Annotated in this window: 13 protein-coding genes; 5 read left to right on the forward strand and 8 right to left on the reverse strand. The window is 40.6% G+C overall.

The window, feature by feature from the left end:
* Positions 1-562: 562 nt before the first annotated feature.
* The 7 genes from WC614_08870 to WC614_08900 form a co-directional block, all read right to left on the reverse strand.
* Positions 563-1,396 (reverse strand): acyl-CoA dehydratase activase, encoded by an 834-nt coding sequence (locus WC614_08870; GenBank protein ID MFA5033118.1) that lies wholly within the window; start codon positions 1,394-1,396, stop codon positions 563-565.
* Positions 1,396-2,670, reverse strand: coding sequence for a double-cubane-cluster-containing anaerobic reductase (locus WC614_08875; protein ID MFA5033119.1), 1,275 nt, complete (start codon positions 2,668-2,670; stop codon positions 1,396-1,398). Before WC614_08875 ends, WC614_08870 begins: the two co-directional genes overlap by 1 nt.
* Positions 2,671-2,773: 103 nt before the next feature.
* Positions 2,774-3,373, reverse strand: coding sequence for a sulfurtransferase-like selenium metabolism protein YedF (gene yedF / locus WC614_08880; GenBank protein MFA5033120.1), 600 nt, complete (start codon positions 3,371-3,373; stop codon positions 2,774-2,776).
* Between the two features lie 2 nt (positions 3,374-3,375).
* The gene (locus WC614_08885) at positions 3,376-3,585 is read right to left on the reverse strand and encodes a TOBE domain-containing protein (protein ID MFA5033121.1); all 210 of its coding nucleotides are present in this window, start codon (positions 3,583-3,585) and stop codon (positions 3,376-3,378) included.
* Positions 3,586-3,825: 240 nt separating this feature from the next.
* Entirely contained in the window at positions 3,826-4,593 is a 768-nt protein-coding gene (locus WC614_08890; GenBank protein ID MFA5033122.1) for a hypothetical protein, read from the reverse strand.
* 92 nt (positions 4,594-4,685) lie between these two features.
* Positions 4,686-5,282: a hypothetical protein gene (locus WC614_08895; GenBank protein MFA5033123.1), complete on the reverse strand. Its 597-nt coding sequence runs from the start codon at positions 5,280-5,282 to the stop codon at positions 4,686-4,688.
* A 63-nt stretch (positions 5,283-5,345) separates the two neighbouring features.
* Complete coding sequence (locus WC614_08900; GenBank protein MFA5033124.1) at positions 5,346-5,489, reverse strand: hypothetical protein; 144 nt, start codon at positions 5,487-5,489, stop codon at positions 5,346-5,348.
* 879 nt (positions 5,490-6,368) lie between these two features.
* Between WC614_08900 and WC614_08905 the strand changes: the two genes are divergently transcribed.
* On the forward strand, positions 6,369-7,517 hold the full coding sequence (locus WC614_08905) for a FlgD immunoglobulin-like domain containing protein (GenBank protein MFA5033125.1): 1,149 nt from the start codon (positions 6,369-6,371) through the stop codon (positions 7,515-7,517).
* Positions 7,518-8,132: 615 nt separating this feature from the next.
* On the opposite strand, the gene WC614_08910 is transcribed toward WC614_08905, so the two are convergent.
* A complete protein-coding gene (locus WC614_08910) occupies positions 8,133-8,363 on the reverse strand; it encodes a hypothetical protein (protein MFA5033126.1) in 231 nt (76 codons plus the stop codon).
* Positions 8,364-8,747: 384 nt separating this feature from the next.
* Here WC614_08910 and WC614_08915 point away from each other — a divergent pair, with 384 nt between their 5' ends.
* The 4 genes from WC614_08915 (at position 8,748) to WC614_08930 (ending at position 13,491) form a co-directional block, all read left to right on the forward strand.
* Positions 8,748-10,058, forward strand: a complete 1,311-nt coding sequence (locus WC614_08915; protein ID MFA5033127.1) for an ATP-binding protein — start codon at positions 8,748-8,750, stop codon at positions 10,056-10,058.
* Positions 10,051-11,397 (forward strand): sigma-54 dependent transcriptional regulator, encoded by a 1,347-nt coding sequence (locus WC614_08920; GenBank protein MFA5033128.1) that lies wholly within the window; start codon positions 10,051-10,053, stop codon positions 11,395-11,397. Before WC614_08915 ends, WC614_08920 begins: the two co-directional genes overlap by 8 nt.
* Positions 11,398-12,070: 673 nt before the next feature.
* Complete coding sequence (locus WC614_08925) at positions 12,071-12,859, forward strand: hypothetical protein (GenBank protein MFA5033129.1); 789 nt, start codon at positions 12,071-12,073, stop codon at positions 12,857-12,859.
* An 8-nt stretch (positions 12,860-12,867) separates the two neighbouring features.
* Entirely contained in the window at positions 12,868-13,491 is a 624-nt protein-coding gene (locus tag WC614_08930) for a hypothetical protein (GenBank protein MFA5033130.1), read from the forward strand.
* Positions 13,492-13,494: the final 3 nt, after the last annotated feature.

The raw sequence follows: 13,494 nt of genomic DNA on the forward strand, positions 1-13,494 counted from the left end.
TGCTGATCCTCTGATAACCTGATACCCTTCCCATCGTGAAATGTGGGAAGCATCTCCCGATGCTGATTTTTCTTTCTATCCTAATAACGATTTTCCGTCCCTGATATTCTGATAACCTGATAATCTGCCTGCTGATCCTCTGATAACCTGATACCCTTCCCATCGTGAAATGTGGGAAGCATCTCCCGATGCTGATTTATCTGTAGAATCGACCCGCTGTTCGCCCCTTTTTTATTGGGTAGTCGGGGGCTTTTATGCCCCGATAATATTTTTGTTTCTTTATTGGATCGCCCCTTTTCTTTGTTTTTTTCTTTTTAAACTTACCCTGCCCTTTAGGGCGGGGGTAACGACCAACCCCCCAACCCCTCTCCCGGGCTTTAGCCCAAAACAATAACCATTGGGTAGATGATCCGCCGTAGGTGCACCGCTCTCATCTCTTTCCGTCGGTGTCTTTATTCCTCTGTCTTTCAATCACGCTTATGGTACAATTCCCAAAATATCCGCATGGGCACAAATCCATTAGCGCGGTCAGGGAAATGTTAAGGGCTGATTGTTCTTGATATTAGAGAGGCAATTTGACATTGGTTGAGTTAAGAGATAGTACGGGTGGTTTAGTTGGTTTTATTTCCTTCATTTCTGCGGCCAAAATCGCCGCTCCCAACGCTCCGTTGATTTGAGGGTCAATACTGTTAACAACAAATTTAATACCTAAATATTCTTCCAACGCTTTTTTGACGCCTGTATTTTTTGCCACTCCACCAACAAAAACAACTTTTTCCTGCACCCCTAAACTTTTTGCCATACTTCCAACTCGCCTTGCAACACTCTCACTTAGCCCTGCAATTATATTCTCTTTGCCTGCACCGGAAGCTATCAAAGAAATCACCTCTGTCTCGGCAAATACGGTACAGGTAGTACTCAATAAACACGGCTTATTTGCGCCGAGCGAAACTTTGCCCATATCCTCAAGTTTAACTTCCAGAGCATTCGCCATTACTTCTAAAAATCGCCCGGTTCCTGCTGCACACTTGTCATTCATCGCAAAATCTACCATCTTGCCGTTTTCGTCCAGCTTAATGACCTTGCTGTCCTGCCCTCCTATATCTATTACCGTTCTTATTTTTGGATTTAAATAATGTGCGCCTGTAGCATGACAGGTTAACTCGGTAATAGACTTATTAGCAATGGAAAATGAATTTCTTCCATACCCGGTTGCAACAATATATTCTATGTCTTTACTGCTGCAACCGGATTTAATAATCGCCTGCTCTAATGCTTGTTCACCTGCTTTTCCCGGCTCAATACGCGAATTTACTATCGCATAACCCACAATTTTATTATCTCCTAAAACTACCGCTTTCGTTACAAGCGAACCAATATCTACACCTGCAAACATCAGGAAATCCTTTCCAAAAATCCTTGTATTCTTGTCTTCAACTGCCCTGAATCTTCATCAGAGTAATCAGTCTCAATTTTTAATAAAGGAACACCCGCTTTATCAAGCGCCTTTTTCACTTTCCCATATTCAAGGTTATAAGTAAGACAGAACTGTAAACTGTAATAAACTACACCGTCAACTTTGTACTCCTTTGCAAGCCTTACGATATCATCTATTCTTTCATCATTTGGCGTAAAGCAACTGCAGTTTATGCTCATATACCTGTCAGCTATTGCTTTCATCTGTCCATCAATATCTTTTATATTTTCATCTATAACGGGAGAAGTAAAATACCTTGTCCCGGTGCAGGTTTCTTCACAAACCACATTTGCTCCGCTTGTTTCAATTATATGATGCGTTTTCCAGTTAGGAAGCGCCATAGGACATCCCGAAATCATAAGTCTTTTGGCTTTTTTATCCATTGCCCCAACACCTTTTTTAACACGTTCTTCCAGTTCGTTGCATAACACGTTTAGTTGCGCAGTAAATCTTACAGGGTCATCATAAAACGCTATCTGTGAAATTAAAAGTGCATCTTTCCCGGATATCGGTGAAGGCGAACTCTTGCGAAGTTCGTATAAACGCTCGATAGCTTTTCTCTTTGAGTTTATAAGCTTTATCTTTTCCCCGAGCATATCGGCCGTAATTTTCACTCCACTTACCTTTTCCATTTTATCCTTAAATAATTTCAATTCTTCAAGATAGAGTTCTTTTGCCTTTTTGCCTTTCTTTTGCGGAACTTCCATAACATAAACCGGAGCATAATCATTGAATATCTCCCATACTTTCTTTTTACCGTCACAAGTTGTCTCGCCGATAAGAAGGTCAGAAGCTTCAAGATATGGGCATATACGCCCAAGTTTAAACCCGAATACCGACTTTATCAGTGGACATAAATTGGCAGGTAAAACAGTCTCCGCATCAGGAATGGAAATCTGCGCTCCACCGCAAAGTCCAACTCCAATGGCATTTGCAGCAGTAATTATTTCATCCGGAACATACACGCAAAAAGTCCCGATAACTTTACCGCCTTTTTCTTTGTGGTCTAATAATTCCTTTATCCGCAATCCATGCGCTTCCGAAACGACAAAATCAAAATACTCCATACCTTTGGGTCTGTCTTTCTGATTCATATACATACTGCCATACATATCACCAAGAGCATTCAGGAGAACATCGTGTTTCTCCAGATTCAACCCAAGCCCCTTCCACATCTCTTTATAATCTGCCATTTCTCCCCCTTAGTTAGAGTTTGTTTCGTCAGAAACATTAGTCTAACTTATCCAGCAACGCTAGATAAAATCTTTACTTTTTCTTTTCTGTTTTTTTGCCTTCTTACAAACTAATCACTTTATCCGCTTTTAAAAAAGTTTCAGATATCTCAAAAAAGTTTGATACCCTGCCGACTTCCAACTTGTCTTTAAGATGAAAGAAATCAAGACAGGTGCCGCACACAAGTATCTCTATCCCCATTTTTTCAAGTTCGGATAAATTCTCTAAATGAGAAGATCCTTCGGTAACGAGCTTCACACCATTATTCATAAATATAATTCTATACGGTTTCGGAGATAATTCCTTCAACGTAGGAAAGAAAGCTTTCATAAGAATTTTTCCAAGCTCGTCGTCTCCACGTCCTACTGCATCCGAAGAAATAAACACTACTATTCTACCGTCCTCTTTTCCATTACAAGCTATCTTTTCCTCAGAAACTTTTGAGTCCACACCTTTTGTTATCTTAATGCTATATACTCCTTGTGCTTCCTTCAATTCAACCTTACAACCCGAGTTTTTTGCGAACCGTGATACGTTTTCAGATGCAGGTTTGTTATCCACAATAACCTCTATCGCTCCATCGGTTATTCCTTCTAACGCCTTTTTAGTTAAAATTACCGGCTGAGGGCAAGCTAATCCAGAAGCATCTATTTTATTTGTCATATTTACTCCTTCACAATCAGAACGTTTACTGCTTTAACAATAACTCTAACCTTATCTCCCTTTTTGACACCAATAGATTCAAGTGATTCCTTTGTCATAACGGAACTCATTTTTGCATTATCAGAAATATCAAAATCAATCTGGCACATTATGCCGTCTTTTACAACTTTTGTTACCTTTCCAATCAATTGATTCCTCGCTCCGTATTTCATACCTTCCTCCCTTTTAATAATTATTTCTAGTTACTACTAGTTACCATAAGTTACTGCTCAAATATATTCCCATCTTCATCTAATATATGAATTTGTCAAATTGAAATTTTGAATGTAATATTGGTATACGATATAAAAAATCAATGATTGGAAAATTGGTGTAATTGGTAATTGGTTGGTAATTTGGGACAACGACTATTTTTCCGATATTCCCAAACGCTTATACCATTCCCTTTTCCCTCAAACATACACATCCGAATACAAATTCCCGTTCGAAAAAAACAAAAACGTCGCCAGAAACCTCTTGTCTAAATTCTCGTCTATAAAAATCGTTGCCTCGCCTTGTTTCCTTACGGCTTTCCCGTAAAACATTTTCAATTCATACTTATCCGAACACATATTATTTACCATAATCGAGTTAATCGCTTTGAATTGTCCGTCATCGGTCAGGTTTTTGGTTTGCCCTGTCTCGAAAAGGTAATCAAGGGTATGTGTTCCTTTGGCGCGCGGCGCAAAATAAAGCGCAAGAATATTTGCGGTGTCGTCGGGTTTGCCTTCTCTGAAAGTACCTGTATACCATTTTAAGTGCAGTCTGCCGGATTCGTAACTCAAATCTTCTATTTTTAATCTGGGTTCATACATTTTTCCGCCATATACAGGAAACATTTTCGAAAGGTCTATCCGGTTGGAATTACTGATAAGTTGTTTCTTGTCCGGGATAGAGGAGTACAAATATCCCATACTCTGGTGTATGAAATAATTATGTTCGGAGTCCCGTTTATACCCTTTGCCCCAGTATTTTCGGAATGTCGGTCCCAGCAGGTGATACATTCGCATCAGCAATCCCATTATAGTATTCGTATTTTTGAAAGGAGTATTCGGATGGCTTCTTATCTCGTCAGGGTCGCGTCTCTGGTATAGAACTTGTTTCCCTTTTCGGTTTACGAAAGTTATGTTTCCAATTGTTCCGCTTATAGTACCGAAACTGCCACCTGTGGCTGTTGGCATTCTTTCCCTCCTATTTCCAGCTGAGCTGGATATACGTCTGAGACGGACTAAGAGCTAAAGCTCTAAGGGCCGTCTACAAAAAGTTATTAGGTTTATAAAATTCGGATTGACGGTGAATAATTTTTTTGACTCTTATAATATGCAAATACCATTTGGTTTTCAGATTTTTCCGGGACTGAGATTTCGTCGGGATAGTGTCTCGGCGGGATATGCTTGACCTCCAGCGTTTCTGAATCCAGTATGATTACGCCTGTTTTATAACCGGAATTTGATTTCCTATTAACTATTGTTGTCGCATCTAAATTTCCGATAGTGAATAAAATATTTTCCAACCCCGAGTTTATTCGTTTATAATTCGTGCTCATAAAGAAATGATGTCCCGAGTAGAATCCTTTTTTTACCGCTTCTGCGTGCCATACCGGGTAAAGGATATCTTTTATTTGCGGGGCGATTTTTATAAGCGTGGTCATAATATTTTTACTTGATATGAATTGAGGATTTTTTGTGAAGTTGTCGTTGACGTATTTTTCCGGGTAATATGGAGTTATTGTATTTCTTTTATTTCTGACTTTAAAAGTAATTCCTTTTGCGTCCGCCGGCATATCGTAATTAAACATCTTTTTCGCATCTTCAGGGGTAATCCCTTTAAGCGTCCCCCTGAAATTCATCGGCCAATTTTTTACTTTCATTCCCCTCCTTTGTGCACAAAATGAAACAAGTTTGTTAATCTTTTAATCTGATTTCCCGCTTGTTTACCTGCCGAAGGCATGGCTTTTGTGGCAGAATTTCTGTATTTTTTTATCCGTGGCTAAAAATCTCTTCTGTTGCCTGTTATTTTTTAACTCTATAATTTTCCATTTTCTTTTTTCTGCGGAAATCCTTATCTGTTTATCCAAATTATATCTCCGTCTTTTTTTGTTTTTCCGTTCTCTGTTTTCCCTTATCCTGTAAATCTGCGAAAATCTGCGTCCCAAAATTTCTTTTCCCTATCCGTTTTTCGTGTTTTTGTGGCAGAATTTTTATTCCCTCAATACTGTTCGATGCAGAAAAACATAAAAAGATTCTAAAAATATTTATTTTTTTCTCCGTAGGGGCATAGCGTTTTCTTCTTTTATGTTTTCGTGACAAGTTTGTTGTTCGTTTCTCTACTCTATAATTTTCCGTTAGTTAGACTTTCCGACGTCAGGGAGATTATACGAAGCCCTTGGAGCTTTAGCCCTTAGGGATTCGTATCCTGTAGCGAAGCGTTGGATAGTCAAGCTCTTAGGAGTTTTACTCCTTACTTACAAGCTCTTAGTCTGTTTTGTAGAGATTGTTGTCCGGAATCTTTTACCGTAGAGATTGCTATCCCGCATAGCGGGGGTCCAACTTGTCTCCGCCTGAGGCGGACTGGAAATCTTGTGGTTTCGATTTTGTTTTCTGTTTGTAGTTCATTTCTCAACTCTATAATTTTCCGTTATCCGTGTGTATCCGTGTTTGTTATCCGTGTCAATCCGTGGCAAATATTCTTTCTGTTGTCTCTTACAATCTCGTCAAGTCCCTGTTGAAAAATTAATCTGTTCTTTTTTATCCTGTTAATCCTGTCTGAATCTTCTGTATTCTGTTCTTTATTTGTTTTTTTATCTTTCTGTTTATCTGCGGTTAAAAATTTTATCTGTTTTTTGTGATTTTTTATGTTTTTCTGATTTTCGTGGTATTCCGTTCTCTTCTTTTATTTTTTTGTTGCTTTTTATTTTCTTTGCAATAATAATTATAAATGGTGAAGAGGTAATCATATGCTGTCAACTTTTTTACTGCAAATCTTAATCTCCGGATTGGACTTGTTTGTAGGCTGTCATTGTTGGATAAACACAGGCGATACCAGTAACCTGTGGTCAAGAAAACAAGTATGGGATATTCCCTATACTTCAAGCTCTAAATACATTCACGCAAGTTTTTGTAATTTGGACAACGACAGTGATTTTGATGCCTATGTTACCGGTGATATAAATACTATAATAGCTTTTGAAAACATAGGCTCCGACACTGTACCCGTCTGGCAAAAAAAAGCCGGATGGGATTTTTCACCGCCCGGATTTACTATGGTGTTTTGGGCTGAGTTCGTTGATATAGATGGAGATGGTGAATACGAGTTAAGCATAGCTAAAATAGATACTATTAAGTTTTTTAAAAATATAGGAACCGCGGATACTATAAAATGGGAAAGGCGTCCTCTATGGGATTTGCCTGTGCCGGATGAAAACCTTGCGCATACTTATGGAGATTTGGATAATGACGGAGACCTTGACATTTTGGTAAGACGCTGGTGGGCTTGTGAAATTGAAGCTTTTGAAAATATCGGGACAAAAAACAATCCCGTATGGCAGAAAAAAACGGCGTGGGGTCGTCCGCCTTTTCAGTCGCAATGCGCTTTAGGCGATTTGGATGGAAATAAAACTTTGGATTTAATTTGTCACGGTGCTTCCTCCGGGGATTCTGCCTACGAAAATACCGGAACTATAACTAATCCCGTATGGACAGAAAGAAGAAACTGGCTTACCGGGGATACTTCTGCCACAAATGGTTTATACCCGGAATTCGTAAATATAAGTACCCCCTCGGCTGGTATACAGGAAAAATGGAGTGAAAAAACATCCTGCAACACGGTGTTATCAATCTCTAAAAACCCATTCTCTAACTCTACAACCATCACTTATTCTGTTTCTCCTAATAACTATTATACTAATACCCTATTAACTATCTATGACATTGCCGGTAAATTAGTAAAGACTTTCCCTCTGACCACTGACCGCCCGTCCGCCTCAGGCGGAACCACTAATGTCACATGGGACGGTAAAGACAATAATGGCAAAAACGTAAAGCAAGGTATCTACTTCGTAAGAAACAACGCTAAACAATCTCTCAAACTCATCAAACTGAAATAATAAATATTGTTTCAAGAAAAGGGGCGAACATCCGTTCGCCCCTTTTTTATTGGGTAGATTGGAGCATCCGCTCCAATCTCTTCTTTTTTTTCTGTCTAATTTGTTCCGTGAAATGTGGGAAGCATCTCCCGATGCTGATTCCTGGGGCACTTGCCCGCCGGTCTTCTTGGCGGGTTTTTCGTGGTAAATTCTTCTCTGTTTGTAGTTCATTTTTTAACTCTATAATTTTCTGTTAGTTAGACTTTCCGACGCAGGAGGATTAGTCTAACTTATCCAGCTCAGCTGGGTTTTCTGTGTTAATCCGTTTTAATCCCTGTCTGCCATTCTGTTTGGTAGATGTGTGCTTTCTTTCTGTTTTCGTGGCAGATTTTTTCTATTATCTTTTTTTCTTTTCCGTGTATTTCTGTGTCATTCCCTGCCTGCCGGCAGGCAGGTGTGGCCAAAGATTTTATCTGTTTTTTGTTTTTCTTTTGTGATTTCGTACTTTCGCGGCAGTCTTTTTCTACAAAAAATTTGACATTTCCTTACTCACGTTGTATTAACTCCTTAATGAACTTTGCTTTTGTCGGCGCTGTTATCGCTACCCTTATCAACCTCTCACTCGCAGCCATTATCCTATCCGGCCACAGAAATAACATCGTCCGCAAAACCTTCGGCTTTATCAGCATTTGCCTCTTTATATGGAATCTCTTTAGGGCTTTTGCCCTGTATTTCAAAATTCATCTCTCCCCGTTCGCCCCGCAAGTCGCCCTCTTCTTCAAACTCAACAGCATCGGACTCGTCTTCCTCCCCACGGCAGTCCTCCACTTCGTTATCTCGTTCACGGGCATAAAAGAAAAATTCCAAAAATATCTCCTCCTCGTCTCCTACTCCTTATCAATATTCTTCCTCTTAACCCTTTTAACGCCCTACGCTATCTCCACCGGCTGGACTTCCCTTTTCTGCTTTTTCCAGATTCCCGTATACCTGTACTCAATATATTTACTCCTTTATAAACATAAAAAAAGCACCTCTTCTGTAGAAAAAAACAGACTCCAATACTTAATCATCGGCGCAATTATCGGCATCGCAGGCGGCCTTACCGATACCTTCCCCGCTTTCGGAATTAATTTCCCTGCGCTCGGAAGCCTCGCAAACGCCGTATATGCCTTAATTATCGCCTATACTATCATCCAATACAGACTTTTCGGCGTCGGGGGAATCGCAAAAAATACCCTCTCCTTTATCCTTATGGCCGCTGTACTCTCGGCTATCCTACTCCTGTTCAGATTTATCCCGTCCGGTCCCCTGCTCTATTTGTTCGCCTTCCTCTCCGCATCATTAATAATTCTCGCCTACCAACCCGTTCGCAGCGGGATAAATAAATTCGTGTCCGCGATAGGAAAAGAAAAAAATTACCGCAAACTACTCGCCGAATTTAATACCGGTATATCCAATACTACCGCTCCCGAAGAAGTTTTCGATCTCCTCCTCAATACCGCTTCCAAAACCATAAACGCTTCTCGTTTCTCTCTCGCTCTCAAAAATAAAAACAACTTCCAAATACTGAAATCTCCCCAAAAAGAAATCATCCCTGCCGAAGATTCCCTCATAAAAGAATTAAATAAAAATAACGTCGTTGTAAAAGAAGAATTAATCGCAAGAATAAAATTCGGCAACGATGCTCCCATCCAAAAAACCAACATCGAAAACGTTATCCAAACTATGCAAAAACTCGAATCCGAAGTCGCCGTCCCTATGAAATTCAAAATGGAAATATCCGGATTTCTGCTCGCAGACGAAAAAACTACCGGAAATATGTTTACTAAAAAAGAACTCGAATTCCTTGCCGAACTTTGCCGTATCGCAATCCTGTCAATAGAAACTTATAAAACACACGCCGAAAAAGAAAAAAGCAAACACCTCTCCGCTCTCGGAACAATGGTCTCTTCAGTTGCTCACGAAATAAAAAACCCGCTCGGTTCCGTGAAAGGCGCCGCGCAATACCTCGAAACCGAATTCGGAAAAAATGAATTCATTGATATTATACTCACGGAAACAAACAGGTTGAACGAACTGGTCTCCGAATTCCTTGAATTCTCGCGCCCCCCAACCATAAAAACCGAACCCTATAACATTTCCCAACTCATCGATAAAACAATACCTCTCGTTAAAAAAGATAATATCGTCTTCAAAACAAACTATTCCGAAGTCCCGCTTCTCTCTATAGACCCCGACTTGATGAAACAGGTTTTTCTTAACCTCTTTCTGAACGCCGTTCAGGCAATGCCCGAAAAAGGAGAAATTATAATAAACGTACAAAAACAAAAAGATACCCGCTTCGTCGAAATAAAAATACAGGACAACGGCGCCGGGATTTCCACGGAAGTTAAAGACAAAATATGGGAACCGTTTTTTACTACCAAAAAGAAAGGTTCGGGACTGGGACTCTCCATTGTTCGCCAGATTATAGATGCCCATAACGGGATGATTGATATCGAAAGTAAAGAAAAACAAGGCACAACTATTACTATAATGTTGCCGGGAGATAAAAATGCTTAAAAATATACTCGTCGTAGATGATGAATTAAGTATGCAAAAAGTTCTTTCCGCTATGCTCCAGAAAGAAGGATATAAAGTAATCACCGCAAATAACGGCAAAGAAGCCCTTGAACACTTTACAAAAAATCCTCCCAACCTCGTTATTACCGATTTGAAAATGCCCGAAATGGACGGCCTCTCCTTACTTTCGGAAATTATGAAAGTTTCTCCGGGCGTTCCCGTGATTATGATTACCGCTCACGGTACCGTCGAAACCGCAGTCTCCGCTATGAAACAGGGCGCTTACGATTTCATAATCAAACCTTTTGACATAAACGAAATTAAACAGGTAGTAGAAAAAGCACTAAACGTGCAGGAAAAGAATACACAAAACTTTTTAATCAGTCCCGAGGATGAAGATGAAATCGTCGGCAAATCGCCTAGAATGCAGGAAGTTTATCAAATGATTGAAAAAGTTTCCAAAAGCGTCGCAACCGTTTACATCCGCGGCGAAAGCGGCACCGGGAAAGAACTCGCCGCAAGAGCCATTCACTACAGGAGCGACAGGAAAGATAAACCTTTCATAAAAGTCAACTGCGCCGCAATTCCCGAAAACCTCCTCGAAAGCGAACTATTCGGTTACGAAAAAGGCGCGTTCACGGGAGCGAATGTCGCCAAACCCGGCAGATTTGAACTTGCGGACGGCGGAACCCTGTTCCTTGACGAAATCGCCGAGATGAGCATAAATAACCAGTCGAAACTGTTCAGGGTTTTACAGGAAAGGGAATTCGAAAGAATAGGCGGAGTACGAACTATTAAAGTTGATATCAGACTTATCGTCGCTACGAGTAAAAACCTTCAGGAATATGTCGCCGAAGGCAAATTCCGCGAAGAACTTTATTACAGGTTAAACGTAGTGCCTATTTCTTTGCCTCCTCTAAGGGAAAGAAAAGAAGACATCAAAGCGTTGGTGGAGTTTTTTATTTCGAGGTTCAATAAACGTGAAGGGAAGAATATTCGCGGCATAAGCGACGACGCGTTGAAAACGCTTATGAATTACCCTTGGCAAGGCAACATAAGGGAACTGGAAAATGTGATTGAAAGAACCGTAGTGCTGGAAGACGTGGAAATATTGCAGACGGAACATTTCCCGCACCTCAAAACTAATGTTGAAACGGGTTCACAAAAACTGACATTAAAGGAAGAGAGCAAGAAAGGCAAAACCGAAACCGAAAAAAGTTTAATCATAGAAGCGCTTCAGGCGTCGAACGGCAACAGGACAAAAGCCGCACAAGCGCTCGGCATCAGCCGCCGAACCTTGCAGTTGAAAATAAAAGAATACTCCCTCAACCATCTCTAATCCCTTTTTTTTTCTGTTTTAACTCTAAAACTTTCTGTTATCTGCGCCAATCCGTTTTAATCTGTGCCAATCTGTGTGCTTTCTTTTATCTGTTGCTGTTCTTCGTGATTTTTTATGTTTTTCGTACTTTCGTGGTAAATTTGTTGTTCGTTTTTTTATCCGTGTTAATCCGTGTCTGTTATCCGTGGTAGGAAGCTCTTTCCGCCTTTGGTGGATTAGAGATTCCTATCCAGCTCCGCTGGGCTAATTTTTCTGTTGCTGTTTTTCGTGCTTTTCTTTCGTGTTTTTGTGGCAAGTTTGTTATTCGTTTTTAACTCTCTAATTTTCTTTTTTCTGTGTTAATCCGTTTTAATCCCTGTCTGCCATTCTGTTTGGTAGATGTGTGCTTTCTTTCTGTTAGTTTTTCTCTCTTTTTCTGTGTTTTTCTGTGTCATTCTGTGGCTAAAAGATTTTATTTGTTATCTGTTTTTTCTGTTTTCGTGGCAAGCTTTTGGCACCCAACTGCGCAAATATTTTCACACCCCTCCCCCCAATCTGTAAACTTCCTTTCACACTTTGTTATTTCCCCCTCTCCCCCTGACACCCCGCAAACCCACTCCCGTAAATGAATTTCCCGTTTTGTCACGACTTTGACACGAACCTTGCTCATATAAAAAGGCAAATGGAGGCAACAATGAAAAACTTTTTAACTTTGGAACTGGCGAGAATGTTCTTCTCTTTCTCACCGGTACAAATTTTGGCAGGAGGAATGCGCGCTTTTATATTTGTCGTCGGCGTATGCAAAAACCCAATGACAAAAGTTTACGGGAACTTGCTGAAACACATATTTGTAAATAACGGTAAAGTGTTCGCTGCCGCTGTGTTATTTGTATCGCTTTTATCTTTTGATTGCAAAGCCGAAGGACTGGGCCTCAAAATCCCGCAAATGTTTTGCTTCTCGGAATCGTTCTCAAATTATAAATCTTCGGGCAATACATTCTCCATTAAAAACGGCGAGTGGCAAGGAGAAACCATTGATGAACCGCCTTCCGGTGGAATCGGAGCTTGTGCGCTTGAATCGTTTGGGAGTCTGCTAGGTGGCGTAATTAGCTCAGCCCCGAGTTTATTTTTTGCATGTGGAACGCTTTACACTATCTATAATGGTGGACATCAGAATAAGGATGTGGTACTTGTTACGGGACTTTGTATTGCTACGGCTTTTATTATTCCCTTGGGTTCAGCCGCAGGAACAAGCCTCGCAGGAAGCATAATGCATCAGGAAAGTTCATTCAAAAGGGCATACAGGGGAGCGCTCGCGGGAGGATTAATCGCATGGGGAATATCTGCAACAGCTCTAACTGCCATTGCCTTATGTTATTGCCCTAATCCCGGAATTGATGCTCCGGCAGTAGGTATTGCATACACTCTCCCAATAATGGGATTGGGTTGCATTATCGGTAGCGTCATAGGTTATAATAAATAGGAGGAAAAATGAAAAACAAAATAACTTTACTTTTAATCGGTTTGCTCATCTCCGCGCTTTTTCCTGCCACGGGCAAAACGGAAAACATCGGCCTCAAAATCCCGCAAATGTTTTGCTTCTCGGAATCATTCTCAAATTATAAATCTTCGGGCAATACATTCTCCATCAAAAACGGCGAGTGGCAAGGAGAAAGTTTTGAAGACACACCTTCCGGTGGTTTCGCGGCTCATACGCTTGAATCATTTGGTAGTCTAATAGGTGGCGTAATTGGCTCAGTTCCGGGGCTATTTTTCTTATCTTATGCAATAGGCGCATCCGGCATGGAAAATTACGGGGATATCCTTCCTAGTATGGGACTTTGTGTCGCCACATCCCTAATTGGTATACCATTAGGTTCAGCCGCAGGAACAAATCTCGCAGGAAACATAATGCATCAGGAAAGCTCATTCAGAAAAGCATACAGAGGAGCGCTTACGGGAGGATTAATCGCATGGGGCGCATCTGCAGTAATACTAACTGCCTTATATATTCCTTATGCAGGCCGTTATGCTCCATTAGTTGGAATTTCATGTACTTTCCCGGCAATTATACCGGGTTGCATCATCGGCAGCGTCATAGGTTATAATAAATAGGAG

Source organism: bacterium (genome assembly GCA_041649255.1).
In the GTDB taxonomy this organism is placed as follows: Bacteria; Hydrothermota; UBA3073; order JACQXS01; family JAQTXJ01; genus JAQTXJ01.

What these genes read in the sequence shown, in the direction of transcription:
- WC614_08870 (MFA5033118.1), bottom strand. Translation starts at nt 1,396, where the DNA reads ATGTTTGCAGGTGTAGATATTGGTTCGCTTGTAACGAAAGCGGTAGTT.
- WC614_08875 (MFA5033119.1), bottom strand. Translation starts at nt 2,670, where the DNA reads ATGGCAGATTATAAAGAGATGTGGAAGGGGCTTGGGTTGAATCTGGAG.
- yedF (MFA5033120.1), bottom strand. Translation starts at nt 3,373, where the DNA reads ATGACAAATAAAATAGATGCTTCTGGATTAGCTTGCCCTCAGCCGGTA.
- WC614_08885 (MFA5033121.1), bottom strand. Translation starts at nt 3,585, where the DNA reads ATGAAATACGGAGCGAGGAATCAATTGATTGGAAAGGTAACAAAAGTT.
- WC614_08890 (MFA5033122.1), bottom strand. Translation starts at nt 4,593, where the DNA reads ATGCCAACAGCCACAGGTGGCAGTTTCGGTACTATAAGCGGAACAATT.
- WC614_08895 (MFA5033123.1), bottom strand. Translation starts at nt 5,282, where the DNA reads ATGAAAGTAAAAAATTGGCCGATGAATTTCAGGGGGACGCTTAAAGGG.
- WC614_08905 (MFA5033125.1), top strand. Translation starts at nt 6,369, where the DNA reads ATGCTGTCAACTTTTTTACTGCAAATCTTAATCTCCGGATTGGACTTG.
- WC614_08915 (MFA5033127.1), top strand. Translation starts at nt 8,748, where the DNA reads ATGGCCGCTGTACTCTCGGCTATCCTACTCCTGTTCAGATTTATCCCG.
- WC614_08920 (MFA5033128.1), top strand. Translation starts at nt 10,051, where the DNA reads ATGCTTAAAAATATACTCGTCGTAGATGATGAATTAAGTATGCAAAAA.
- WC614_08925 (MFA5033129.1), top strand. Translation starts at nt 12,071, where the DNA reads ATGAAAAACTTTTTAACTTTGGAACTGGCGAGAATGTTCTTCTCTTTC.
- WC614_08930 (MFA5033130.1), top strand. Translation starts at nt 12,868, where the DNA reads ATGAAAAACAAAATAACTTTACTTTTAATCGGTTTGCTCATCTCCGCG.